Origin of the sequence: Qipengyuania vulgaris (assembly GCF_009827325.1) — a bacterium.
In the GTDB taxonomy this organism is placed as follows: domain Bacteria; phylum Pseudomonadota; class Alphaproteobacteria; order Sphingomonadales; family Sphingomonadaceae; genus Qipengyuania; species Qipengyuania vulgaris.
The window spans coordinates 227,541-252,883 of the sequence record NZ_WTYC01000004.1 but is presented as its reverse complement, the minus strand read 5'-3'; the positions used below and the strand labels follow the sequence as shown (position 1 = coordinate 252,883).

Genomic DNA, 25,343 nt, shown 5'->3' with positions numbered 1-25,343 from the left:
CGGTTCAGTTGGTGATGCCGAGAAGCTGGCTACGGACAGCTTCGATAGCATCGGCGTTACGCTCGACGCCCAGTTCGGCACGCATTGCGGCTAGCATCTGTTCCGCATATTCATTGCCCCACGACTGGCCCACCTGGGTTCTGGCTTGTGCGATCAGGGGATCGTTTTCTTCCAGTTCCTCGAGAACGATGTCTTCGAGGTCCACGACGAACCAGCCTTGGTCTCCGGTTCCTTCGAGCTTCTTGACCGTCCCTTCGGCCATCCCGAAAAGGAGCGCAATCGGAGCAGGCACCCGCGTCCCGCCAAGACGAGCGAGTTCCTCGCGGCTGTAATTGACCTGCTGCGGGGCACGGATCGCGGCTTCTTCGGCAGCAACTGCGTTGGCGAGGCTTTGACCGCTTTCAACCCGCTTCAGTATGCGATTGGCTGCGGCCTCTGCAGCTTCATCACCGCGAACCTGACGCCATTCGGCGATGACTTCGTCACGAATTTCGGCGAGGGGCGCCACTGCCGACGGGGCAATATCCGCTGCTTCGTAAATCAGGAAGGTCTGCTGGTCGGGCAGTGCTCCGATTTCCGGCTCGCCTTCTTCGATCTGGAACGCGAAATCGAGTACCGGTGCAAGCACTTCGGGTGCCTGACCCGGGCCCCCGTAAACTTGGCCCGATGCGGTAATTGCAGGGCTCGTCTGAAGTTCGAGACCCAGTTCTTCTACAACCGATGCAAGCGAGGCGCCATCGACAAGCCGGTCCTCGATATCCACGGCCAGTTCTGCGATGCCGCGTTGCCGTTTGGTTTCGCTTAACGTCGCGACAATGGCGTCTCGAACCTGTGCGAGACCTTGTGCGGCCTGTGCGTCTACCGAAGTGACCCGGGCGATGTGCCACCCGAGCGAACTGCGCGCTGGCGCGGTCACCTGACCTTCTCTGGCAGCGAAATAAGCATCGGCAACCGCATCGGAAGCAGCCGAGACTAAGTCCGAACGCTCCTGACCATCGATCTGCGTAGTCCGCAAACCGGCGCTCGCGGCAGCTTGGGCGAAGCTTTCCCCGCCACGCACTCGTTCCGCGATGGCGTTCGCCCCTTCGCGCGTCGGTACAATCAATTGAGTGAAGCTGCGGGTTTCGCGCGCTGCGTAATTTTCCGAATTATCGCGGTAATATGCAGCGATTTCGGCATCGCTCGGCTGGATGCTGTCACCCAGCGCGCTGCTATCGAATGTCGCGTAGCGGAACGTCCGGCGCTCGGGCCTGACGAAGCGCGCGCGATATTCGCTATAGAAAGTGTTCAATTGTTCGGAGGTTGGATTGCCTTCCGGTACGAACAGGCTTGCAGGCAGGGTGGCTACAGACCCGCTGCGACGTTCCTTGAAGCTTCGCGCATAGGTACGAGCGATGGAATCGGGTATCTGAGTGCCGTAAATCGCGGGAAAGATTGACTGCTGGAAAAAGAGCGAAGTGCGGATCTGCTGGCGAACCTGGCTGTCTGTCAGGCTATTGGTGCGCAAGAACGCGTTGTAAGCATCGGTGTCGAACTCGCCGCTCGGCCCGCGGGCAGCAGGTATCTGGCGAATTTCGCTATTCACGAGGTTGGTGCCAACGCGCAAACCGTTGGCTTCGCCCCAGGCGATCAAGGCGTAACGGTTGATCAGATCGTCCAGAATGCGATCGAGACCCCCGTCGGCGAGCAAGGTCTGCATCGTCGCTTCGGGATTTTCCTGCCGCGCTTGAGCAAGCGCATCATTCACTGCCTGGGTCAGTTCGGCGGTCCCGATTCTCTCGTCACCGACAACGGCAACCCTGTCACCGCCGGCGACTCCGCCGAATGCGCCCGTGTTGGAAACATCCATGCTGGCGAAAGCGAATCCGATCAGCCCCAGGAATGCGAGGGCGATGGCCAGACCGATCTTCGTCTTGAAGAAATTCCGGAAAAAAGTGAGCATGGCTTGCGAACGGGCCTTTTCATGTGCTTTTGGCGCGCCACTTCCGTACAGGAGGCGGCCGATCACCGGTTGAACAGCGCGCTTTATCCACCATGCGACCTCGCCGCAACAGGTCCCGTCTGGTTTTGACCTATAAACAAACCACGTCTAGCGGAGCCGCCTTCACGGCCTATATAGCGCCCGCCTGACCAAGAATCTTGAATGGAACACCAAATATGGCCGAACGGCCCTACATCGTTGGCAACTGGAAGATGAACGGCACGAGGGCCATGCTTTCCGAAGCTCGCGCCATTGACCGTGCTGCACAGCGGTACATGAAAGCGGAAGTGGCCGTTGCGCCGCCGTATACCCTGATCCACGCGGTCCACAGAGAGGCAGAGCAGATCGGTGTCGGTGCGCAAGACTGCTTTCCCGGGGACGACGGCGCGCACACGGGAGATATTTCGGCCACGATGATTGCCGATGCCGGCGCAAAATTCGTGATATTGGGCCACAGTGAAAGGCGCGCGGATCACCGCGAAACCGCGGACCAGATCAATGCCAAGATCCAGAGCGCACTCGACGCCGGACTGAGGATTATCCTGTGCTGCGGCGAAACTCTTCCGACCCGCGAGAAGGGCGAAGCGGAGAAGTTCGTGCTCGATCAGCTTCGCGCAAGCCTTCCGCAGATCGAAGATGCTGCAGAACGATTGACGGTTGCCTATGAACCGGTCTGGGCAATCGGCACCGGCAAGACCGCGACGCCTGCCGACATCGAGGCAATGCACAGAGCCATTCGGAGGCTTCTGGACGAAACCTACGGGGAAGAACATTCTGCCCAGGTCAGGATCTTGTACGGTGGTTCGGTGAAACCGGAAAACGCCCGCGAAATTCTCTCGCTCCCCGAAGTGGGCGGTGCGTTGGTCGGTGGCGCAAGCCTCTCTGCCGAGAGTTTCCTCGGCATAGTGGTCGCCGCTTCCGAAACGGAAGAAGCCTGACCTTTAGAGCGTGACCTTGCTGTATGTCCGCGTCGCGACTAGATGCGGCGCTGCACACCTATCGATAGAGTAGTCTACCCATGTTCCTCTTCCTTACTGTCGTCCAAGCGATCATCGGGGCAGCCCTGATCGCTGTAATTCTCATGCAGCGCAGTGAAGGCGGTGGCCTCGGCATCGGGGGCAGCCCCAGCGGTATGCTGAGCGCACGCGGTGCGGCTGATTTCCTCACCCGTTCGACCAAGTGGCTGGCAGTGGTTTTCGTCGCGCTTTCGATCGCCTTGGCAGCCATGGCTGTGGAAGGCGGTGGGTCGGATACTATCGAATCGACTCTCGACCGTACGGTCGCTCCTGTTGAAAGCGATCCGCTGGGTGGGCCCGGCGTTGCTCCGGCCCCAACGGGACCGGCAGAGGCTGCCGCTACGAGCGACGATCCGCTCGCCGAATAGGCGCCGCTGTATCAAATTCGCATGCGCTCTGTGGATGGCGCGCTTAATTGCGCGCCTTTTCGCTTGCGCCGACTCAACCCGCACGCTTAAGGCCCGACTCCCATGGCGCGGTATATTTTCATCACCGGCGGCGTGGTCTCCTCGCTCGGTAAAGGTCTCATGGCAGCTTCGCTGGCTGCGCTGCTGCAGGCGCGCGGCTACAAAGTCCGCATCCGCAAATTTGATCCCTATCTGAATGTCGATCCGGGCACGATGAGCCCGTACCAGCACGGCGAAGTCTATGTGACCGACGACGGCGCTGAGACCGATCTCGACCTTGGGCACTACGAACGTTTTACCGGCGTCTCCGCCCATCAAGGGGACAATATCACTTCCGGCCGCGTCTATCAGCAGATCATCGCGAAAGAACGGCGCGGGGACTATCTCGGCGCGACCGTTCAGGTGGTTCCGCACGTCACCGATGCGATCAAGGAATTCGCGCTGGCAGGGCAGGATGATCACGATTTCATCCTTTGCGAGATCGGTGGAACGGTCGGCGATATCGAAAGCCTTCCTTTTATGGAGGCGATCCGTCAGCTGCGTAATGAACTGGAGCCTATGCAGTCGCTCAGCGTCCACGTGACGTTGGTCCCCTATATCGCTGCGGCCGGCGAGCTGAAGACGAAGCCTACCCAGCATTCCGTGCGGGAACTGGCCAGCCTTGGGATCAAACCCGATGTCCTTTTGTGCCGCGCGGAACATCCAATTCCCGATAGCGAACGTCAGAAGATTTCGAATTTCTGCAATGTCCGCAAGGAAGCCGTTATTCCCGCGCTGGATGCACCGTCAATCTATTCGGTTCCGCTGCAATATCATGCGGAAGGGCTGGATACCGAGGTGCTTCGCGGCTTCGGTATCACCGATGCGCCCGATCCGGATCTTTCGCGCTGGTATGATGTAGTCGACCGTCATTCCAATCCGGAAGGCGAAGTAACCATCGGCGTCGTCGGCAAATATGTCGGGTTGCAGGATGCTTACAAGTCGCTGAACGAAGCGCTTATCCATGGTGGCATGGCGCATCGGGTCAAGGTCAACATCAAGTGGATCGATGCAGAGGTATTCGAGCAGAGTGACGGCGACATCGCCGCTCAGCTCGAGCCTATGCACGGAATCCTGGTCCCGGGCGGTTTCGGTGAACGCGGCAGCGAAGGAAAGATCGCCAGCGTGCGATTTGCGCGCGAACGCAAGGTGCCGTTCCTAGGGATCTGTCTGGGCATGCAGATGGCCTGCATCGAAGGCGCGCGCACCGCCGGGCTGGCAGGAGCGAGTTCCACCGAATTCGGCGAAACATCCGAACCCGTGGTTGGCATAATTACAGAATGGATGAGCGAAGAAGGTCTTCAAAAGAGGGAGGCCGGCGGCGATCTTGGCGGGACGATGCGCCTGGGTGCCTATGAAGCGAAACTCGCTGCGAATAGCCACGTGTCCTCTATTTATGGCGGATCAACCGAGATTTCCGAACGCCATCGTCACCGCTACGAGGTCAACGCGGCGTACATCGACCCGCTCGAGGACCAAGGGCTGATTTTTTCCGGGATGTCCCCCGATGGCCTGTTGCCGGAAATAGTCGAACGACCCGATCATCCCTGGTTCGTTGGCGTGCAGTTCCACCCTGAATTGAAGTCCAGGCCTTTCGAGCCTCATCCGCTTTTTGCGGGCTTTATTGGAGCGGCGCTCGAACAAGCGCGCCTTGTCTGAAAAATAGTTGGGCGGGTCATTGAAGCCCTAAGTGACTGTTCTCAATCGGAAGCTCTCTTACGGTTTGTAGGGATGCGACATTCGGTGGAATCGCATCGGGTTCACGCCGCTTTATCTTTTGTTTCATTTGCTGCAGGACGCTGCTGACTCAGTTTCAAAAGGCCATTGAGTCCGCAAGGTTTTCGCCTTGCGTGCAAGTGGTGGGACTTGCCTCGAACCCGGTCGTCTTCTGCGACCCGGACGGCCGAATCCGAGGCTTGGCGGCGCTAGTCGTCGCGGGGGTGGTGCCATTGGTGCCACCCCCTTTCGGTTTTCGACAGGCAATAAAAAAGCGGCGCCCCTTCCGAGGCACCGCTCAAATTGTGTCCAGCGAAATCAGGCCGCGGCTGTTTCGTCTTCGTCATCATGCTTGACGATTTCGAGCGACTTCTTCCCGCCGATCGAAATCTTCTTGGGCTTCATCGCATCGGGCACTTCGCGTACCAGATCGATCATGAGCATGCCGTCCTTGAGATCGGCATTTTCTACGCGAACATAATCCGCAAGGTCGAACCGGCGTTCAAATCCGCGATTGGCGATGCCGACATGGAGCATCTCGCCATCGGGTTGATCGTCACGCTTGCGGCCCTGGATCACGAGCAAGTTCTGCTGGGCGGTGATGTCGAGATCTTCCGGACGGAATCCCGCGACAGCCAGCGTGATCCGGTATTCGTCCTCGTCGCGGCGTTCGATGTTGAAGGGTGGGTAATTGTCGCCCCCGGCATTGCGCGCCTGGCGCTCCATAAGGTCGAACAGGCGATCGAAGCCGACGGTCGACCGGCGATAAGGGGTAGTGTCAAAGCGGTTCATCGAAACAAATCCTCCAGTGAGCAATTTGAGTGTGTAGTAGGAGCCCATAATTGGCACTCCAACGTCGCCGCACCAAGCGGTGACAAACCAAAGATAGGGGCAGCAAAAATCGCTTTCAAGTCGGTTGCAAAACCCAATCCGCATGCATTTGATCAAGGAGCATCCATGAGCCACCCGCCAATAGTAATCTATACCAAATTCGGTTGCGGATTCTGCTTCCGCGCCAAGCGCCTGCTCGATGAGAAGGGGGCCGACTATACCGAACATGACATCACCATGGGCGGTCCCAAGCGCGAAGAGATGCTAGAGCGCGCACCCCAGGCTCGGACGGTGCCCCAGATATTCATCGGCGAGACCCATGTCGGCGGGTCTGACGAACTCGCCGCGCTCGAACGGGCTGGCAAACTCGATGCGCTGCTCGAGGGCTGAGTGACACGGATCGCCGTTCTCCAGATGACTTCGGGCATTGATCCCGAGGCGAATGCCGCAGTCCTTACAGAAGCGACCGAAGGCGCCGCAGGCGAGGGGGCGGTGATGCTCTTCACGCCCGAGATGTCGGGTCTTCTCGACCGCGATCGGAAACGTGCAGCCAGTTCGATCAAGCCGGAATGCGAAGATCGGGTTCTCGCCGCAGTCAGGGAAAATTGCGCAAAGCACAATATCTGGACCTGTCTCGGTTCGCTGGCGGTGGATACAGGCGAGGGCCGGTGGGCCAACCGATCCTTGGTCATCGATTCTTCCGGCGAAATTGCCGCGCGCTACGACAAGATTCACATGTTCGACGTCGATCTTTCCAGCGGCGAAAGCTGGCGGGAATCGAATGCGTACCGTGCTGGTGATCGCGTAGTGACTGTGGAAACGCCCATCGGGAGACTTGGTCTCACCGTTTGCTATGATCTTCGATTTCCAGCATTGTTCCAGGTTCTTGGCGACGAAGGCTGCGATGCAATCTCCATTCCAGCAGCTTTCACCGTTCCCACCGGCAATGCCCATTGGCACGTACTGCAGCGAGCACGGGCCATCGAGGCGAGCGCATTTGTGATTGCGGCCGCGCAGGTAGGAAAGCATGAAGACGGCCGCGAGACGTATGGGCACAGCCTTGTGGTCGATCCGTGGGGCGAGGTAAGTCTCGACATGGAAGGCAACGCCATCGGTCTGGGCTTCGCAGACATCGACAGGGACCGGATCGCGGAGGTGCGTTCCCAAGTCCCCAGCCTTGCCAACCGGCGCAAAATCTCCAACTAGGCTCGCCATGATAGTTTTTGACCTGCATTGCGACAATGGCCACCGGTTTGAGGGGTGGTTCGGCTCCTCGGCCGACTATGACACTCAGCGCGAGCGCGGTCTGGTCGATTGTCCAGAATGTGGAAGCAAGACCGTGGGCAAAGCACCGATGGCACCTTCGGTCGGCACGAAGTCGAACGCGTCCGGAGGCCGATCGAAGCGAAAGGAAGCCCAACTGTCGAATGCCCCCATGCCACCGGAAGTCGAGAAGGCGCTCAAGCATCTCGCAAAGGTGCAGGCGAAGGCCCTCGAGAGCAGCAAGTGGGTTGGCAACAAGTTTGCGGACGAGGCGCGGTCCCAGCATTACGGCGAAAAGGAAGAGTCGGCGATCCACGGGCAGGCTTCAAGGAAAGAAGCCGAGGATCTCGCGGCCGAGGGCATCTCTGTAGCTCCAATCCTTTTCCCGATTGCACCGCCCGACAAACTCAACTGATTGCCTCGCCGCCGCGAGCCGCTATACAGCGCCGCCGGGGCGCCCGTAGCTCAGTCGGATAGAGCACCAGATTCCTAATCTGGGGGCCACAGGTTCGAATCCTGTCGGGCGCACCATTAGCGAAAATCCGCAAAATGCTCGCAATTTCTGATTCGCCCGACATACATATGATGGGCGCTTTAGGGCAGCTTCGACGCTGCTTTAGGGCAGCTTCGACGCTGCTAGCCGACTGACCGCTCTTTGGCCGTTTCGTAAAGAATATCGGACTGTATATTTCCTACCGGTCTGGGTTCGGCGGTTGCAGAGCTCGAAAACAAAGTCGCGTGAGAACTTCCGCCGGGCCCCATCGACGCTTGGCCAGCCCGGTCAAATAGAATCAATTCCATCGCAAACCAGGCTGATTGCAAAATCGCAATTTGGTTGTAGCTTACCTAGGGAATGGGGGGCGTGCAGTGGAGCAGGCTGGAGCGAAAGCCGCGCAGCGGGTGAAATTGAAGGCGAATGTCTTCGGCGAGTTCCGCATTCACACGTCTGATGGCGACGAAATTACCCTCAGTAATCGCCGAGCTTGCCTGCTTCTGGCCATGCTGTGCCTTGAGCCCGGTCAGTCCCTGGACCGCGAAACGCTGGCGAGGTTGCTTTGGGCGGATCGCTTCCAGCCCCAAGCCAAAGCCAGCCTGCGTCAGTGCCTGCTCGAACTCAAACGTAAGCTCGAAGAAGTAGGGATCGACGATCTCATCGTGACGCGCAGAGCTGTTTCAATGCGCAAGGGGGCCTTGGTCTGCGACTTGTTTGATCTTGAGGCCGAGCTCTCGTCAGGAAAAACCGACGCGGCTATTGATCGCATGACCGCGATTGGCAATCGACCATTATTGCAGGGTCTCGTGCTGAATTCTAAGTTCGACGGTTGGCTTGCCGAGCGCCGCGACCATGCTGATGGCCAACTTCAATCTTGGCTTGCCGACGCAATCAGAGGTTCGGACAAAGAGATCGGAGAGCGACTTGTCGAGGCAGCGCGAACTCGCTTCCCAGCCTATCGGTCATTCAACGGGGTTGCCCCTCAAGTCAGTATTGCTGTTTTACCATTCTCGCAATTCAACAACGTAGGAGGCAATTTCTTCCTTGCTGACGGGATAGTTGACGAACTCTCTACTCGACTTGCCGGGGTCAACGGTATCGCGCTGGTCGGACGGACATCGATTGCATCAGTCGTCGAAAAAAGGCTCAGCCTTACCGAGATTGCTTCCGATCTCGGGGTCTCATACTTGATCGAAGGAGAGGTCAGACGAGACGAGCATGGCATCAGTGTCCACATTGGCCTCATCAGGGGGCAATCCGGTACCGAAGTTTGGTCTGACCAGCTGGCCGGTTCGATCGAAGAGTTCTTCGAATCCCGACAGCTGATCGGTGCCAATGTCATTGCGGGAATCTGCCAAGCCTTGGGCCTCACAGTATCCCCTGCGCCATCTCGCAAGATGACCCATGATCGTGAGGCCTACGCGCTGTACCTTCAGGCGCGGGCGATGATCCAGCGGATCGCAATCGAAGGTGCTTTTGCCAAGGGAATCGAATTTCTGAATCAAGCGCTGGAGATCGATCCCGAATTTGCCGAATGCTGGACCACGCTGGCGAACGCCCACATCATGACGGCGGCTATTACACCCAGTCTCGAACGCGTCGAACAATCTGCCGAGGCCGCGCGCTGTGCCCGGCGCGCCATTGCGCTCGATCCGGGACAGGGCCACGCCTTCTCTATTCTCGGCATTCACGAATGGACCCAGTTCAATCCCGTACGTGGGCTGGAGATGGCTTTCGAGGCCTATTCTCGTGCCCCCAACGACGCCGATGTCTGCTCGCGGCTTGGTTCTTGCCTGCTTTATCTCGGCAAGGCCCGCGAGGCGCTTCCCTATGTCGAGGCTGCTGTGGACCGCGATCCCGTCTACGGTCGCAACTACGCGATGCTGACTTCAGCATATCTTTGCCTTGGCGAGATCGACAGGGCGCTCGCAGCTGGACGGCGCATGGCCGATCTGGGCGTGCCGCCGGTCTGGCTGGCGCTGGCCCAGATGGTTTCCGGTGATCATGACGCGGCTGTGGAGAGCCACTACGAAAACCGGATGTATCTAGGCACCACAATAATGCGCCCGCCCGGCATGCCGCCAATGGACGATGCCGCGCGAGACGCATATTTCGCCTTTGCTGCGCGTGGCATGTACGGTGGAAAGGAGGAGGACCGCGTGGCGTATTGCGGGATGCTCGACGGCCTGCATGCAACCATGCCCGACCCTTACGACTCTACAATCATCTTCCCCGCGATCATTATGGGGCACAGCGAATTGGTCATGAAGATCTGTTCCGAGTGCATCCACCCTGCGAACATGTTTGGCTTGATGAGCCTGTGGATCGACATCGAACCGATAAAGCGCACGATCAATCATCCCGGCTTCATGGACTTCGCCGAGCGCATCGGTATGGTCGAGGCATGGGAGCGCTTCGGCTGGCCCGATCTGATCCCGTCGGACCCAAGAAGCTCCTGACTGATCAGGTATTGACGCTTTTTTGACGGTTTGGCGGGTTGACCGTTCGTCCCTTTACCAATCATTCTCGGACCACTGGATAACACAGGAAACGCCTGACTTCGGGACGTCGCGGGGGAAGATCGCGCAGGTCACGGGCGTACCTATCCTGAGTTCCTAGAAATGGGTCGCATCTAATCGGACCGGACTACGCAGAAGCCCTGCAGGTCCGCTCGCGACACATTGGGGAATAATGATGATCCGGTTCAATAGTATGATCGCGGCCGCCGCGCTCACGGTGTCGCTTGCTGCGCCGGCAGCGGCGCAGGAATTCCCGCTTGAGGCTGGCGAATATGCGCAGTTCAACGGGATCTATGTGAAGGACGGCGGAGACTTCAAATATGCTGAGTGGCTGGCCAGCGAATGGAAGAACTTCCAAGAGTACGCTCTCTCGCAGGGCTGGACCACTGGATACAAGATCTACTATAACGTGAACCCGCGAGACGGCGAACCAACCATGTATCTGATGACGAGCTTCGCGAGCATGCCCAATGCCGTGGAGCAGGAACGTCGCAATGACGCCTTCGATGCATGGGCTAAGAAAACCGCCGAGCAACAGATCGCCGAGAGCGGAAATCGCGCGGAATACCGCACCGCAAAAAGCAGCATCCTGCTTCAAGAATACACGCCGCGCTAAGCGCTGCGCGTATGGGCCCCGGCGAGTGTTTTCTGCGACCCGAGCGCTCGCCGGGGTTCAATCTCCCTAGCCATATCCGGGATGACGATCGTCATGACCTCTACTGCCACGCCTGTCCGCGACCTGCATCACACCTATGTCGCTGCGATCAATTCCAACAACACCGACCGCATTCTCGCCCTGATGAGCAAAGACGTAGTTTTCCAGGTCCCCGGTGAATCCGAGTTGGTCGGAAAGGAAGCCGTGGGCGCATGGGCGTCGGATTTCTTCGCCGGTTATGAGGCGCGTTGGGACAAGACCGAACTCGCGCTCGAGCAGTCGGGCGACCTCGCGATCAGCCGCTACGTCTACACTGCCCGCTATCGCTCGCGCGAAGATGGCTTGGAGGTGGGTGAAACCGGCAAGGGTACTTGCGTCTATCGCCGCGAGCCCTCGGGCGAATGGCTGCTGATGATCGACAGCTGGTCGACCTATGAGGATCGGTAAGGTGGGCCTCGGACGCCTTCTTTCGCTCGCCGCGATAATGGCACTTGGCAGTACCGCTCAGGCACAAGAGGTGATCGAAGGCGAACAGATCAATTATCTGACCGGCGATCCTGCGACTTGGCCTTCTGAACTCGAGGCCACAGTCGCCGCGCCGGACAATCACAGAATCCTGCTGGAAAATGACCACGTTCGTGTGCTCGAGGTCACACTCGGTCCCGGCGAGGTAGAGCCGCTTCATTTCCATCGCTGGCCCAGCGTTCTCTACATCCAGCAAGCAGACGAATGGATCGACCGCGATGCCGAAGGGAAGGTGATCTTCGATTCGCGCGAAGTGCCGCCCATCCAGTACCCAATGACCATGTGGAAAGGCCCGGAAGCGCCCCACTCGCCGGTCAATCTGAGCGACAGCGTTTCGATCAGGCTGATCAGGGTGGAAGTCAAGCCGGACCAGACCGCGTCTGCTCCGACGACGACCTATTCATTCTTCCCCGCCGACCGATCGCTGACCCATGCTGAGGATGGCGTGGTCATGCCCGACGGGCGCCTTCTCGTGGGGGACTGGGACCACGGGCTCGTCACGCTCGATCCCGATGGCACCAAGCGGCCATTCGGAGATTTCGCGGCGGCGGGTTTCACGACCAAGCCCGATACGCTGTGGAACAGCCCGAACGGGGTCTCGTGGGAGCCGGACCGCCGCCACGTGCTCGTCGCCGATATTACCGGCGGGCATATCTACCGGGTCGATACGCAGACAGAGGCGGTCATCCGCATATACGACCACCCCTTCGGCGTGAACGCCGTGGTGCGCGATCCGTCGGGCGCGATCTGGTTCACGCAATCGACCGAGAACTCAGCCGGTAAGGGTGCCGAAGCGCGGATGTTCGCGGCTGCCGACAGGCCGCTCGGCGATGGTTCGGTCTGGCGCATCGCTCCAGAAGAAGTCGCCAAGGAAGACCCGCGAGCCGTAAGGGTCGTCGACGGGCTCAATTTCGCCAACGGGATTGCATTCGATGCCCCGCGCGGGCGTCTTTACATCGCCGAAATCATGGACAGCCGGATTCTCAGCTTCGCGGTAGATTCGCTAAGCGGAGAACTGTCGGACCGCCGCGTACTCGTCACATTGCCAACGCCCGACAATATCGAACTCGACGCGAACGGCGACCTGTGGGTGGCGAGCCCCTTTGCCAATGCGGTCTACAAGGTCGATGCCGACACCGGGGACCGCGAGACAATGTTCGCGCCCACGCCGGAAGCAAGCGCCCGGGTAATGAGCGAAACATATCGCCGGCTGGATGTAGGCGAACCCGTGCTTCCGTTGCTGGGTCCGGACATCTGGGGCCCAATGCCGGGCTTGCTGACCGGCGTGATTATTGCACCGGACGGTAGGGTCTATGTCTCCGGATTGGGTAATGCCCTTGTCAGGCTTGGTGTGAGCGATCCCACTGTCGCGGCCGAGCGGGATCACTTTGCCGACCTCGCACCGATCCTCGACGACCGCACCCGCGTGGTCCTCGAAGGCATCCGCTCGGGCGACGCGTCGGGGATCATGGCGCTTTACGGCCCCGGCTCGCTCTATTCGACCGACAACGCAACGCTGCTTTCGGACCCCGAGGCCCTCGAAGCGTTCTGGGTCGATGTCGCGGCCAGCCCGGCACATGATGCGACACTCGAGGTACTAAGGGTCGAAAGGCTAGGCCCCGATGCCTTCGTCGAAATCCAGAAATACGACGTGTTCGATGCGGCGAGCGAACGCCTGTTCGGCGGTTACGCGTCGCTACTGTGGCGCAGGATTGCGGGCCGCTGGATCATCGCCGCGGACGTGTCGAATTGAGCGGCCTTTCTGCTCGCGTGCCCGAGGGAAAAGGGAGAGGGAAATGACAAATCGAGAGATCATCATGGCGCTCTACGAGGGGTTCGGCGCGGGCGACATCGACGCGATCGTGGCGCTGATGGCGCCGGATATCGTCTGGCATGAAGCCGAGCACAACAAGCTCGCAGACCGCAATCCCTACCTCGGACCGCAAGCCATCGTCGATGGTGTGTTTGCCCGCGTCGCCGAGGATTTCGACGAGTTCACGGTTGAAATTCGGCAGGTCATCGAGGATGGCGACACGGTTGCGATGCAGGGCCGTTACCGCGCCCGGGTGAAAGCGAGCGGGGCCGAGATCAACCCCCAGATCGTCCACTGGTGGACGGTCAAGGACGGCAAGATCGCCACCTTCCAGCAGCATGTCGACACCTTCGCGCTCGCCAGAGCGCTGGGCGAGCCGGCGTGAAGTCGCTCGCGGGCAAGGTCGCGCTCGTCACCGGAGCGAGCAGCGGGATCGGGGAAGCGACCGCGCGTCTCTTCGCCGAGCGTGGGGCCACCGTCGTGCTAGCCGCGCGGCGCGAGGAAGCGATGGCGGCACTGGCCGAGGACATTGCCAACGCCGGGGGTTCGGCCAGCTACATCCGCACCGACGTAAGCGATGCTTGCGAAGTCGAGGCGATGGTAGCCCACGCTATCGAAACGCACGGGCGGCTCGACATTGCGGTCAACAATGCCGGAATCGGGGCCGAGGTCTATCCAATCGTCGATACGCCGGACGACTGGTGGGACAGGGTCCAGAACACCAATTTGCGCGGCAATTTCTTGTGCCTGAAGCACGAAGCGCGTGCGATGTTGGCCGCTGGAAACGGCGGAGCGATCGTCAATATCGGCTCGGTGAACACCTTCCTGGGATGCCCCGGCTCGGCGGCCTATTGCGTATCGAAGGCCGGACAGTTGGCTCTCACAACGTCTGCTTCAGCAGAGCTGGCCGAACAGGGCATTCGGGTAAACCTCGTCTGTCCCGGCGTCACCGACACGCCGCTACATCACGAGATCAAGGGCAATCTCGGCCCGGAAGCATTCGAAGCCATAAAGGCCGGAATTCATCAGCGTCGCTTTGGAGATTCGGCGGAGATCGCGCGCGCTATCGCCTTTCTCGCCTCTAACGAGGCCAGCTTCATCACCGGCACCACCCTGACCGCCGATGGAGGCTTCCATCTGACGCTCTGAAAGGAAGGAAGAGGGCCATATGCCGTTCTCGACGCCCGCACTCGCTCATGTGGTCTATCGCACCAAACGTTTGCCAGAGATGCTTGATTGGTACGCGGCCGTATTCGGTGCAGAGATCGTCTATCGCAACGAAGCGCTGGCGTTCGTGACGTATGGCGATGCCCATCACCGGTTTGCCTTCGCCGATCTGGAAACGATCGCTCCGCATGCATCCGACGGCGGACACCGTCCCATCGGCCTCGATCACGTCGCCTACGACGTTTGCGATCTGAACACTCTCCTGGGAAGCTATCGCGATCTGAAAGCCAAGGGGATCGAGCCCTATTGGTGCGTCAACCACGGCATGAGCGCTTCACTCTATTATGCCGACCCGGACGGCAACCAGATGGAGTTTTCTGTCGATTGCTTCGACACAGTCGGCGAGTGCGTCGACTATTTCAAGAGCGGCGTTCTCAATTCCAATCCGGTTGGGGTCGAATTCGATCCGGATGAGTGGCTGATCGAACTTCAGCTCGGGGTCTCTGCGGCCGAACTTTTCGCAATCGATCCGGAAGCGCCGATCTCACCGATCCGCGGCAAGCTGGAAGAAATCGCGGGATCTGGATCATGAGACTGACCCTACCACGGCAGGGTATGCCCATTCTTCCCGCGCTTTCTGAAAACCGCATTGCACGGTTTGCTACGATTATGGTTCTGTATTTCCTGCAAGGGGTGCCGCTCGGCCTATCGACCGTGGCTATTCCCGCATGGCTAGCCTCCTCTGGCGCATCCCCCCTGCAAGTCGGCGCGTTTGTCGGCACTGCGATCCTCCCCTGGTCGCTGAAGCCGCTCAACGGTATCCTGATGGACCGCTTTGCGTTCAAGCCAATGGGCCGCCGGAGGGCCTGGACCTTGGCCGCGCAGGCGCTGATGCTCGCAGCGCTTGTCACAATGGGATTGCTGAACCCCGGCGTTACCGAAATCACCTTGCTTGCAGCCTTGTGTTTCATGCTCAATCTGTGTGCTACGCTCAACGATGTCGCGATTGACGGTCTGGCCGTGGATATTGTGCCCGACGAAGAGCGGACCGTCACCAACAGCCTAATGTTCGCGTCACAAGTATTTGGCATCTCGGTCACCAGCTTCATCGCCGGACAGGTGCTGAACGCAAACGGTCTTGTCGCCATGGCGATCGTTCTTTCCGCCATGGTGGCAGCCGCTTCGGCCTTTGTAAGCGTCTTCCGCGAACGGCCGGGTGAACGCCTGCTGCCGTGGTCGTCGGGCGAAGCTTCAAAAGAGTGTCAGCAGCGCCAGCATGATGCCTGGTTGCCGATCTTCAATGGCATGTTTCGTGCGCTGATTAAGCCGGGCACGCTTCTGTTTCTGCTTGGAGCAGCCGTCGCGCAAGTCTCCTTGGCCTTCATCGATGCCGTAGCGCCGACCTTGAGCGTCCAGCACCTGGGCTGGAGCAGCGACGGTTATTCGAACTTTGCCGCGCTTGCGACGCTGGTTTCCGCAGGCACGGCACTGGTACTCCCAACGATCTTGGTTCGCGTGGTGGGCATTCGCTGGACACTCGTTTCCTTGAGCGCTGTCCTTGCCTCGCTTGCCTCGATTGGCGGGCTGACTTTTGATGGCTGGATCGGAAGCAATGTATTTTCGACATTGTACGTCCTGCAATTATCGATCGGAGTCATTCAAACCATCGTAATCATCGTCTGGGCGATGCGCATTTGCGATCCGGCAGTGGCGGCGAGCCTGTTTGCCCTGTTCATGGCGGTGCCCAATTTCGGGCGGGCAGTCTGGGCTGGCTGGTCGGGCGTCGTGATTGAGGCAGGCGGCTATTCCGCGGTCTATTTCACCGTCGCAGGCCTGACGATCGTATCGCTGGCGCTGTTCCTGTTGGCGCGGGTCGGTGAGGAGAGCCAGCTTCCGGCTGTTGCACAATGAATCGCATCTACAAATCCACGATAGGGGGGAATAATGGCAACTGCAGCGCATGATGCGGGGGCGGTAGCTATCGCCCAGTCGACACCCGATCAGCCAAGTGCCCGTCCTACGAAGGACCGCATTGTCGCGATCGACTTTGTACGAGGGGCAGCGCTGTTCGGCATCCTGCTGATGAATATCACCAGCTTTGGGCTGCCGCATGCCTATAGCAATCCCGTCAATGCGGGAGGCGCCGAGGGGCTTAATCTTCTTTCGTGGATGATAATCCAGATAGGTTTCGAGGGGACCCAGCGCGGGCTTTTCTCGATCCTGTTCGGGGCCGGCATCATACTGTTCACCAGCCGCCTTGAGGCGAAGGGCCGCAAAGACGTCGCCGACATCTATACGCGGCGCAACCTGTGGCTCGCCGGGTTCGGTCTCGTCAACGGCTTCATATTCCTGTGGAGCGGGGATATCCTGTTCTACTATGGCCTGATCGCGCTCATCGTCTTCCCCTTCCGTACACTGGCGGCAAAGTGGCTGTTCTTGATCGCGGCGGGCGTGCTCGCCTTCGGCGCTGCGTGGAACTACTTCGACACCGCCGCTCTTCACGAAAAGCATGCGGCCTATGAGTTCGTCGAGATGGAAGGCTCAACCTCAACTTCCGAACAGGTGGAGATGGCCGAGGCCTGGGAAAGCGAGGTCGACAGCTTCGAATACACTGCCGAAGAGCAGCAGGAATATGTCGAGGCGCGCACAGCCAGCTACGCCAGTGCATTCGAGCAGGTTTCTGAGCAGACACGGAAGGCCCAAAGCTGGGCGTTCTACCGTTACATATTCTTCGATGTATACAGCATGATGCTGATTGGCCTCGCCATGTTCAAACTGGGCGTGTTCACCCTCCAACGCCCGGCCCGTTTCTATTTTGCCCTCGTGGTGGTGGGATACGGTATAGGGTTGACCGTCAACACGCTCGAGACGCGCTGGATCATCGATAACGGTTTCAGCCTGCTCGCCTTCAGTCAGGCGGAAGTTACCTACGATCTGGGTCGCCTCGCGACCACTGCGGGGCACTTGGGGCTGTTGCTGCTGATCGCCCGTTCTGGCGCCTTTGCGCTGCTCCAGCACGCACTGGCCTGCGTCGGACGGATGGCCTTCACCAATTACCTCACACATTCGGTCGTATGCGCGATCTTCTTCGTTGGGCTGGGCTATTATGGTCAGCTTGAGCGGCACCAGCTGTATTCCATCGTGTTTGCGATCTGTGCGGCGCAGTTGGTCATCAGCCCGCTCTGGCTGAGCCGGTTCAAGATGGGTCCGCTCGAGTGGCTCTGGCGCGCGCTGACCTATGGCGAAATGCCAAAGCTTCGGCGAGACAAGGTGGCTGTGGCATGAGCGCGGGGGTCGCCGAAGGAGGCCTCCAAAAGCGTCTCGGTTTGCCGTTTGCCATCGCAGTTTGCGCGGGGACCGTGGTCGGAACGGGAATCATGCGTGCGCCGGGCGAGATCTCCAACATGGTGCCCGATCCCACCGTGGTTCTCTGGCTGTGGCTTGCAGGAGGGATTTACGTTCTCCTTTCTTGCAACGTTGCCGCCGAGATTTCCTCGGCAATCCCGCGCTCGGGAGGGCATTACATCCCGGTGCGTGAAGGCCTGGGGGACTCGATGGGCCTCTTGGTCGGATGGACGATGTGGAGCGCCTTCGTCGTAGTGAATGCGGCGCTTTCCATCGCCGCTGCTGATTTTCTCGGGACGATAGTGCCGTGGGTTGCAGACAACACAACATGGAGCGCGCTCGCCATCCTGCTGCTAGTCACCGCGCTAAATTGGACCGGCGTTGAGGAAGGGCGATAGATCCAGATTGTCGGCACAATTCTGAAGATCGGGCTTCTGCTGGCCGTGGTTGCGGTGGCGCTATTCTTCCCCGCCGCATCATCTCCTGAGAATGTTAGCACTGAAATCGCACCTGTCGCCGAGCCTGTCAGTATCCTCAGCGTCCTGCTCGGCTTGCAGTTCATCGTCGCAGTTTATGACGGTTGGTATACGTCGATCTATTTCGCGGGCGAGGACAAGAATCCCGGGCGGAACATTCCCCGATCATTGTTCCAGTCGGCGATTGCAGTGATGGTGATCTACCTCCTCGTCAACTGGAGCCTGATCGACGCTCTCGATTTCGATGTATTGAGAACGTCGGAACTTCCGATGGCAGCGGTGATCGGCCAGGTCGCGGGAGGCTGGGGGAGCACCTTCGTGGCACTGCTGGCCACCTTGATGGCGCTCGTAACGCTCAATGGGTGTATCATGTCGACCCCGCGAGTGCTCTATGGACTTGCTGAGGACGGCCTGTTCCTCAAATCGGTGCTAACGGTCAATCGCGGAGGAACTCCGACATATGCCCTTTTGTTGGGGACCTGCTTTTCGATACCCCTCATTTTCACCGGCGGTTATGTGTTTGCCTTCCGGCTGATGGGAGCGATGACGTTGTTTGCCGCGAGCCTGTACATCCTGTCTTATTTCGCGCTGAGGATCCGTAAGCCGGAAATGGTGCGACCGTACCGTGCAAAGGGACATCCGGTACTGCCGGCGATTGTTTTGCTGATCAACCTCGCCCTGCTTTCAAGCTTCATCGTCACCGAACTGATCAGCGGCGCGATCATGGCAGCCATGATTGCCGTTTGTATTCCGGTTGGCACCCATCTCCAGAAACAGCGGCGGATGACGGGCGAAGCGAAAGCTTAGATTGGGTTCATCTTCTTTTGATTGCTGGCGAAGCCCCAAGAATGTCAGCTTTCGGGATGGTCCGGAAGCCAACCGAATGACCGAAATGTGGGCGCTAAACGGACGATAAGACTTAGCCATCAGCAAGGAGAAATGCGTAGGTGAGTTGGAGGGTTGTCAGGCATGTGGCTGGCATGGAGGCTGATAGTCCCATCGGTACGCGCTGAAACCTCGCATCGAGCTGATCTGATCGAAATCGGGTTTAACCTTGCAAAAGCTTGCGCGGACACGCTCGATGTATTTCGAGATGGACTGATCGAAAATGTCACCTCCCAAGACAGTTGCCAGGAGCGACCGAGTGAGCCCCCTTCCTCTCGCTTGAACGAGGGCTTCAACAATCAGATATTGGCTTTTCGGCAAGCGCAACTGGCGACTTTCGAAGTGAAGCTCTCCGCGCGTATCGATTGTGATATTGCCATATGTGAAGTTGTCGAACTGGCGTAAATTACAACCACAGTTGGGACAAAGGCTAGTCGATGTGACGGGGGCCAGATTTTGATAGTGAATCATGCCGAAGCGCCCTGCATGGGACTGGCACTGCGCTTTCCGATGAGGAGCTTCTGGACAACCAGAACCAGCGCAAGCAACGCCGCAGCTGCTACCAGCCATGCCGCATGGCTCATTGCAGCTTCCATAGTTGCGACAACGCCCTCAGCGAGGCCAGTCGTGCGATTCACGATCCATGCTGCCGCCGCCGCGATGCCGAAATAGGCAAGCGCCTGCCGAAGGCCGGCGTATAAGCGATAGCGGGACAGGATGAGCAGCGATGGAACGACCGCAGCGACAATCGCGAGCTGAACCAGCTCTATGCCAAGATTGAAGCCAAGAAGTGTGAGCGCGCTGCTGGCCATACCCGCTTGCGCCTCCTGTACCAGTGTGGCGAACGCCAAGCCGTGGACGAGGCCGAAAGCAAGCGCAATTATCGGCTCCTTCCCGGGTAGGATCGGACGAGCCGCATGCATAGCCGAAATTAAGACCGATAGGGCGATGGCAACTTCGACCGGTGCCGTCGGCAGCGACCAGTTTCCAAAAGTAGCAGCGATCAAGGTGAGGCTATGGCCGATGGTGAATGCGGTGACGATCTGCGCCAGTTTGACCACGGTTCCACGGGTCGATCGATTTCCTCCCCAGTTTCCGGCTCGAGCGATAAGCGGTGCCGGGAGCAGGAGCACGAGCAGAAAAAGCAGGTGATCGTATCCTTCCATGATGTGATGCGCGCCGAGGCCCATCGCGGCAATGAGGGGAGCCAGCGCACCCTGTTCGGCGATTTTAACCTCCAGCGGGGGCGTGTCTTTTCGCACGGCACCGATAATGGCGCCTTTGCCGCCTGCGGCCTCTGCATCGTGGAGAAAGAGGGCAAAATGTCCGGGCAACTCATCGATCAGAACCTGCCAATCGATTGTGAGTTCGGTTGCGGAAGCGCCCGCGGGCGGCACCAGATACGCGATAGCATGGAGATCGGGCGGGCCGTCGGTCTGGACGAATTCGACTGTTCCCATGGAAACTGTCCAGAGCTTCCCGCCGGGGGTCGAGACGTCGATATGATCGGCCAGATATTCGCGTGCCAGACGAGTTGACCGGAGGCTTCCGTCGACTGGATTGCCGGTCCCGAATGCATACTCGCCTTGCGGTACGATGATGTCGGCCACCATCCGGTTGTCCGACACCGTCAGACGAACTTCGGAATTGGGAGTGGAATGCGCAGCAAGAGGGGCAGCGACCATGGTCATCAAGACGACCAAAAAGGGCTTCAGCCAGAAGATTGGGCGATCACTCATCCGTGCGACAGCCAGACTAGCGACGTCTCTGGTTCGAAGATTTTGGGGTTCAGTTGCTCGGCTGCCTTGCGCGCCTTTGCCGCCTCGTTCGGCCGGCCAGACAATTGGTGGGCTTGCGCAAGAAGCGCATACAGCGGTACGCTTCGCCATCCTGACCTTTCGGCAAGGTCCAACTGTTCGATTGCTTCTTCGAAAGCTCCGTTCGACAGGTATGCAGAGGCCAGAAGAATGCGGGATTCGCCATAAGGCCGGGCATCGAAGTTGCGTTTCGCGAGGTCGAGTGCCTTGTCGGGAGAACCGAAAACGAGCTCATGCTCTACCGCGTGCCCGTAGGCAGCTTCAGGTAGTTGCCCGAGACGCTTTTCCCAGATCGCCGAGGCCTTGTCCGCCCAGAGTCGGCTTTCACGCGCCTGGCCATCGGCGCGAAGCAGCATCGCCAGCGAATCCAGAACCTCACCCGCAGGAGCGCTGCGCGCCACGGCTTCCATATCTATAATGGCTCCAGCCAGATCGCCTTCGAGTGCCTTTGCCTGCGCCAGATGGGCCTCGATCAGCCAGAAACCGGGGAATTTCCGGTTCGCCGTCTCGAACCACACCCTTGCGTTCCGGTAGTCGCCTCTTGCGAGCTCCACTGCGCCAATCTGAATCGCCGCACTCGCACTTGCGAAGGGGGTGGTCATCCCCGGATCGCGGATGGCATCCGAAAAATGCCTTATCGCGTTTTCGAACCTGCCCTGCGATTTGGCCAGTGTAGCATAACGATACGCGACACCCGCGTTTGAGCCATACTTCGCAGCATCATCATATAATGCGCGGGCGCGGGCCATGTCTCCGCGATAAAAGGCTACGTCGCCCTTCAGGCTTGCACTTTCCGCAAGGGTGGCTGGATCGCTTCTGACTGCCGCCCCATCGAGCGCCGAGAGAGAGTTTTGGGTGCGGTCAAGTTGATGAGCCATCTGGGCGAATGCCGCATCGGTCAGTAAGGGACCGGAACCGCTGGGTGCGAGACGCCTGGCCTTCGTCAGTGCTTCGCCCGCAAGAACAAGCTCGTCGTAAGTAAAGCTGAGATGCGAGCGGCCAAGATACATCCGGGCAAGGCTCTCGTGCCGAAGCCATTCATCAGGCCCTTTGGAAACCCGCTCCGTTCCCAGAGAGACGTCCGAGTCCGATCGGGCCATCGCCACGGAATACGAGGCCGGTCCAAAGCCGGGCGTTTCCCAATCGGCAGCACTGACCGGCGCTTCTGCCGTATCATTGACCAGCCATTCGGCGCCGGTAAGCAGGGCAACCGCGGCAATCGGCAAGATCACATAGCGAGAGTTTTTCAAAGCATCACGCATGTCCAGTCTTCGCCTTTAGCTCCAGTGGTGGCTGCAGATTATCTGGCGGACGAGCGATGCCCGTCCGCCACTGTCCGAACTACTCCGGAACCGCGCAAGGGGTCAGCCCGGCCCCGGTCAGATCGTCCGCAAGCGCATTGGTCAATCCCGTCAGCGTAGCTGCCAGATCGGGCACGAAATCGCCATTGGCGTCGGCGGCAGGGCCGGCGTCGTTATAGGCGTTTTTGCGGTCCGACGGAATCAATGCAGTCGAGACCGCCGGCATTCCCATACGGTCGACCCTCACATAGCTCGATACGGGATCGCTTCTGAAGGTAAACATGGTGCCGCTGTTATCGGCGACCGGCGGCGATCCTTGCGGGCCCGCCAGATAGGGGAATGTGTCCCTGAACGCGACGTCGTTCGCGGGAGGGTTGAGCGGGAGACCCGCCAGCGTCCCCGGACCGTTGACCGAAAGGTCGAGGAAGATGACCGCCAGAGTGACGTCGATTACTGGATCCGGGAGCTTTCGACCATTTGGGAAACCGGAAGCTGCCGACAGGTCCAGTGTCAGCGTGTCGGGAACAACGGCCTGCGCAACAGTTACGCCGGTTCCTGGAATCATTTGATTGAGACAGGGCTCGACATTAAATGTCGTTTCTGTCGGGGGCGGTGTCGGCGTCGGCGTAGGCAAGGCGACTGGATCGTCGTCATCGCCGTCGAAACAGGCGGATAGCATGCCGAGGCTCGCGACCATCGAAGTCGCCATGGCGAGCCGGCGGAGCGAAAGGTGGTTATTGGTCTTCATCAGAGCTGCCCTCCAAATCGCGCGGTTGCTGCCCAGACGTCCACTGGCGCGCCAGGATCGATCCGGTCCCTGGGTATCTCGATTACGACGGCAGTAAGGTTCTGCCCGGCGAAGAAATCACGCTCTGAATCGAAACTCAAAGTACCCGTGTTGAGCGTGTCTCTGAATCCTTGGAGATCGAAAAAGAACGGGTCGTCGAAAAGACCGGCCCAGACCCTGACGCCGTCCTTTTCCAATTCGGTCTCGACCGAACCCCTGATTGCCCCGGTGACGCCTGGAAGACCGGTTACGCTTACGCCGAACTGGTCCATCGCTCCCGTCCCGAAGCGAAACCGGATCGGAATGTCGGTGGTGGTGCGCGGACTGCTGTTCGATACGTTGATCGAATAAAGGACATCCGGATCGTAGGTCGCCGGTTGGTCGGTCGCCTGCGGACCGGCGAAGGTCATCGCGACAATGACCGATGTATCGGTATGCCAGGCGTAAACATCCGCTATGTCGGCAGCGCGATCAGGCGTGCTGTCCACGGCGGGATCCGTCCGAGCGGGCGGATCGAGGTGGTCGGCGGCGATAATTCCGACCCCGGGCGCAAACAGGACAGCTGCAGTCGCAAGCGACAGCCCTCCCAGCGCGAAAGGTATGGCTTTCGAATACTTCATTGCGATCTCCCCAATTTAACCCGAAGGGTCCTCAGCAGGGCCTAATGAAGGCCCCTCGAATGCCTTCATGGGAAGGCACCGTCTGAATATTGACGAGTGCTTGCGGGCTATCGATGCACCCATGGCCGAAAAAAATTCGGCAACGCTGTAAAACGGGCGGCAAAGGTCTGTGTCAGTTTCGTCTGTTTTTTGCGGAAAAACCCCTTAAGCATGAACGTGTGCAACACCCGCAGTCTCCCCAAGATCAGGTAAGCCAGACCGCTAAAGGGCTCTCCGAGAACGAGGCGCTTTCGCTTGATATCGTCTTGGTGGCTGATCTCGACCGGGAAGCTTTCCGGCGCTTGTACGCAAAAACCGCCAACAAGCTGTTCGCCATCTGCCTCTCAGTGACGCGCGATCACGCCGCAGCCGAAGACGTGTTGCAGGAGTCCTATCTGAAAATCTGGGACCGCGCCAAAGGCTATGATCCAGAACGCAGCAGGCCGCTGGCATGGATGGGCGCGATCGCGCGAAATGCTGCGATCGACTGGTACAGGGCTCGCTCGAGGCATCACCATGTCGGCGACGAACACCTAAATTTGCAGGAAAGTGAAGCGGCGGCCGCCGACGACCGTATCATAGCCATGAACCGCGAAGACCAGGTTTGGACAGCGGTCGGCAATCTCGACGCTGAAAGCGAACAAGAATTGAAGTCGATTTACCTTTTAGGCCTGACTTACCCGGAAGCCGCTCAGCGGCTTAATTTGCCTGTTGCTACCTTCAAGAGCCGGGTTCGCCGGACCGTGCTCAGAATTCGTCGGAAGCTGGCCGATGACTGATCGTCCAACCCACGACGACCTCGAGGTCATGGCGGCCGGTCTGGCTCTCGGGCTACTTGAGGGGACAGAGCGCGTCGAGGCCTTGCGCCGCCAGCTGGAAGATCCGCACTTCGCGAGCCGCGTAAGAGATTGGCAGGAGCAATCCGATCACTGGCTCGAGGACGTCGAGTCCGTCGAGGCACCGGCCCGCGCACTCTCGGCGATCGAGCACCAGTTGGAAAATCGCGGCGCGATCCTCCAAACTTCGTTGATTTCGAAGGATCAGGGATCGAACAAAGTCTGGCGGCGGTGGGCTATCACCGCGACCGCAGCATCGTTGTTGCTGGCTGTCGGGCTAGGTCTGACTGTGACCAACCCGATACAGGAACAGAATGGACAAGCGCCGACGCCTTCCGAACAGCCAGGGCGGCCAGCCAATGTTGCCCAGATCAAGGATGAGGCAGGCGCACCGCTCCTCAGCGCCTTGTACAGCCCTGGCTCGGGCACGCTATCTCTGCGGCTCGCCGATCTTCAGCAACCCGAATACGGCCCCGAACTCTGGATCATACCTGAGGACGGGATCCCTCGATCGCTCGGTCTTATGGATAGCGACCGTCTGACCGTAACACTGTCGCCTGAGCTGCGATCTTTCCTTGAGGACGGGGCGACGATGGCGATGACGATAGAACCGCGTGAGGGCGCACCCCACGATGCTCCGACCGGTGACATACTGGGAACCGCGGTGCTTCAAGAGGTCCCGGCGAATACCATCTGACCGAACATTCGGTCTTCGGATGCGGGAAGCTTTTTTGTAGCCATTCCTCCCGAAGTCCCCCTGGTCCTCGTCAGCAGTACCCAGCGAAACCTAGAGCGCATCGACGATGATCGTC

At 59.3% G+C, this 25,343-nt stretch carries 24 protein-coding genes, 1 tRNA gene and 1 pseudogene; 20 read left to right on the top strand and 6 right to left on the bottom strand.

Annotated features, from left to right (window positions below):
* Positions 1–4: 4 nt before the first annotated feature.
* A complete protein-coding gene (locus GRI69_RS09790; RefSeq protein WP_160728097.1) occupies positions 5–1,942 on the bottom strand; it encodes a peptidyl-prolyl cis-trans isomerase in 1,938 nt (645 codons plus the stop codon).
* A gap of 215 nt (positions 1,943–2,157) precedes the next feature.
* On the opposite strand from GRI69_RS09790, the gene tpiA reads away from it, so the two are divergent.
* From tpiA to GRI69_RS09775, 3 genes are all read left to right on the top strand, one after another.
* Positions 2,158–2,919, top strand: coding sequence for a triose-phosphate isomerase (gene tpiA, locus GRI69_RS09785; protein WP_160728096.1), 762 nt, complete (start codon positions 2,158–2,160; stop codon positions 2,917–2,919).
* An 80-nt stretch (positions 2,920–2,999) separates the two neighbouring features.
* Positions 3,000–3,365, top strand: a complete 366-nt coding sequence (secG, locus tag GRI69_RS09780; RefSeq protein WP_160728095.1) for a preprotein translocase subunit SecG — start codon at positions 3,000–3,002, stop codon at positions 3,363–3,365.
* Positions 3,366–3,467: 102 nt separating this feature from the next.
* Positions 3,468–5,102, top strand: a complete 1,635-nt coding sequence (locus GRI69_RS09775; RefSeq protein ID WP_160728094.1) for a CTP synthase — start codon at positions 3,468–3,470, stop codon at positions 5,100–5,102.
* A 375-nt stretch (positions 5,103–5,477) separates the two neighbouring features.
* Here GRI69_RS09775 and GRI69_RS09770 read toward each other — a convergent pair whose 3' ends face one another.
* Positions 5,478–5,951 carry an Hsp20 family protein gene (locus GRI69_RS09770; protein ID WP_160728093.1) on the bottom strand — a complete coding sequence of 158 codons (474 nt, stop codon included), beginning with the start codon at positions 5,949–5,951 and terminating at the stop codon, positions 5,478–5,480.
* A 165-nt stretch (positions 5,952–6,116) separates the two neighbouring features.
* Between GRI69_RS09770 and grxC the strand changes: the two genes are divergently transcribed.
* The 15 genes and pseudogenes from grxC (at position 6,117) to GRI69_RS09690 (ending at position 19,536) form a co-directional block, all read left to right on the top strand.
* Entirely contained in the window at positions 6,117–6,380 is a 264-nt protein-coding gene (gene grxC / locus GRI69_RS09765; protein WP_160728092.1) for a glutaredoxin 3, read from the top strand.
* On the top strand, positions 6,381–7,196 hold the full coding sequence (locus GRI69_RS09760) for a nitrilase-related carbon-nitrogen hydrolase (RefSeq protein ID WP_160728091.1): 816 nt from the start codon (positions 6,381–6,383) through the stop codon (positions 7,194–7,196).
* Complete coding sequence (locus GRI69_RS09755) at positions 7,168–7,668, top strand: DUF1178 family protein (RefSeq protein WP_419957070.1); 501 nt, start codon at positions 7,168–7,170, stop codon at positions 7,666–7,668. Before GRI69_RS09760 ends, GRI69_RS09755 begins: the two co-directional genes overlap by 29 nt.
* Positions 7,669–7,707: 39 nt before the next feature.
* Positions 7,708–7,784: transfer RNA gene (locus GRI69_RS09750), tRNA-Arg, on the top strand.
* A 336-nt stretch (positions 7,785–8,120) separates the two neighbouring features.
* Positions 8,121–10,205, top strand: a complete 2,085-nt coding sequence (locus GRI69_RS09745; protein WP_160728090.1) for a winged helix-turn-helix domain-containing protein — start codon at positions 8,121–8,123, stop codon at positions 10,203–10,205.
* Between the two features lie 235 nt (positions 10,206–10,440).
* Positions 10,441–10,881, top strand: coding sequence for a hypothetical protein (locus GRI69_RS09740; protein WP_237453032.1), 441 nt, complete (start codon positions 10,441–10,443; stop codon positions 10,879–10,881).
* Between the two features lie 93 nt (positions 10,882–10,974).
* Positions 10,975–11,367, top strand: coding sequence for a YybH family protein (locus GRI69_RS09735; protein WP_160728088.1), 393 nt, complete (start codon positions 10,975–10,977; stop codon positions 11,365–11,367).
* The gene (locus GRI69_RS09730) at positions 11,354–13,198 is read left to right on the top strand and encodes an SMP-30/gluconolactonase/LRE family protein (protein WP_160728087.1); all 1,845 of its coding nucleotides are present in this window, start codon (positions 11,354–11,356) and stop codon (positions 13,196–13,198) included. Before GRI69_RS09735 ends, GRI69_RS09730 begins: the two co-directional genes overlap by 14 nt.
* A gap of 43 nt (positions 13,199–13,241) precedes the next feature.
* On the top strand, positions 13,242–13,643 hold the full coding sequence (locus tag GRI69_RS09725) for a nuclear transport factor 2 family protein (RefSeq protein ID WP_160728086.1): 402 nt from the start codon (positions 13,242–13,244) through the stop codon (positions 13,641–13,643).
* A complete protein-coding gene (locus tag GRI69_RS09720) occupies positions 13,640–14,407 on the top strand; it encodes a glucose 1-dehydrogenase (RefSeq protein WP_160728085.1) in 768 nt (255 codons plus the stop codon). The genes GRI69_RS09725 and GRI69_RS09720 overlap by 4 nt, the downstream gene beginning before the upstream one ends.
* Positions 14,408–14,426: 19 nt before the next feature.
* Positions 14,427–15,017 (top strand): VOC family protein, encoded by a 591-nt coding sequence (locus GRI69_RS09715; RefSeq protein WP_160728084.1) that lies wholly within the window; start codon positions 14,427–14,429, stop codon positions 15,015–15,017.
* The gene (locus GRI69_RS09710; RefSeq protein ID WP_160728083.1) at positions 15,014–16,336 is read left to right on the top strand and encodes an MFS transporter; all 1,323 of its coding nucleotides are present in this window, start codon (positions 15,014–15,016) and stop codon (positions 16,334–16,336) included. Before GRI69_RS09715 ends, GRI69_RS09710 begins: the two co-directional genes overlap by 4 nt.
* A gap of 33 nt (positions 16,337–16,369) precedes the next feature.
* Positions 16,370–17,710 carry a DUF418 domain-containing protein gene (locus GRI69_RS09705; protein WP_160728082.1) on the top strand — a complete coding sequence of 447 codons (1,341 nt, stop codon included), beginning with the start codon at positions 16,370–16,372 and terminating at the stop codon, positions 17,708–17,710.
* Positions 17,707–19,053: pseudogene (locus GRI69_RS09695) on the top strand (APC family permease). The gene GRI69_RS09705 and the pseudogene GRI69_RS09695 overlap by 4 nt, the downstream one beginning before the upstream one ends.
* A 162-nt stretch (positions 19,054–19,215) precedes the next feature.
* Positions 19,216–19,536 carry a hypothetical protein gene (locus GRI69_RS09690; RefSeq protein ID WP_160728080.1) on the top strand — a complete coding sequence of 107 codons (321 nt, stop codon included), beginning with the start codon at positions 19,216–19,218 and terminating at the stop codon, positions 19,534–19,536.
* 62 nt (positions 19,537–19,598) lie between these two features.
* On the opposite strand, the gene GRI69_RS09685 is transcribed toward GRI69_RS09690, so the two are convergent.
* The 4 genes from GRI69_RS09685 to GRI69_RS09670 all read right to left on the bottom strand — a co-directional run bounded on the left by GRI69_RS09685 (position 19,599) and on the right by GRI69_RS09670 (position 23,656).
* The gene (locus tag GRI69_RS09685; protein WP_160728079.1) at positions 19,599–20,870 is read right to left on the bottom strand and encodes a HupE/UreJ family protein; all 1,272 of its coding nucleotides are present in this window, start codon (positions 20,868–20,870) and stop codon (positions 19,599–19,601) included.
* Positions 20,867–22,210 carry a tetratricopeptide repeat protein gene (locus GRI69_RS09680; protein ID WP_237453031.1) on the bottom strand — a complete coding sequence of 448 codons (1,344 nt, stop codon included), beginning with the start codon at positions 22,208–22,210 and terminating at the stop codon, positions 20,867–20,869. The genes GRI69_RS09685 and GRI69_RS09680 overlap by 4 nt, the downstream gene beginning before the upstream one ends.
* A gap of 79 nt (positions 22,211–22,289) precedes the next feature.
* Positions 22,290–22,997 (bottom strand): DUF4331 family protein, encoded by a 708-nt coding sequence (locus tag GRI69_RS09675; protein WP_160728077.1) that lies wholly within the window; start codon positions 22,995–22,997, stop codon positions 22,290–22,292.
* Entirely contained in the window at positions 22,997–23,656 is a 660-nt protein-coding gene (locus GRI69_RS09670) for a DUF4331 family protein (protein WP_160728076.1), read from the bottom strand. Before GRI69_RS09670 ends, GRI69_RS09675 begins: the two co-directional genes overlap by 1 nt.
* 113 nt (positions 23,657–23,769) lie before the next feature.
* Here GRI69_RS09670 and GRI69_RS09665 point away from each other — a divergent pair, with 113 nt between their 5' ends.
* Together GRI69_RS09665 and GRI69_RS09660 are read left to right on the top strand one after the other, a co-directional pair.
* On the top strand, positions 23,770–24,474 hold the full coding sequence (locus tag GRI69_RS09665) for an RNA polymerase sigma factor (RefSeq protein ID WP_160728075.1): 705 nt from the start codon (positions 23,770–23,772) through the stop codon (positions 24,472–24,474).
* Positions 24,467–25,228, top strand: coding sequence for an anti-sigma factor (locus GRI69_RS09660; RefSeq protein ID WP_160728074.1), 762 nt, complete (start codon positions 24,467–24,469; stop codon positions 25,226–25,228). The genes GRI69_RS09665 and GRI69_RS09660 overlap by 8 nt, the downstream gene beginning before the upstream one ends.
* The last annotated feature ends 115 nt before the right edge of the window (positions 25,229–25,343 follow it).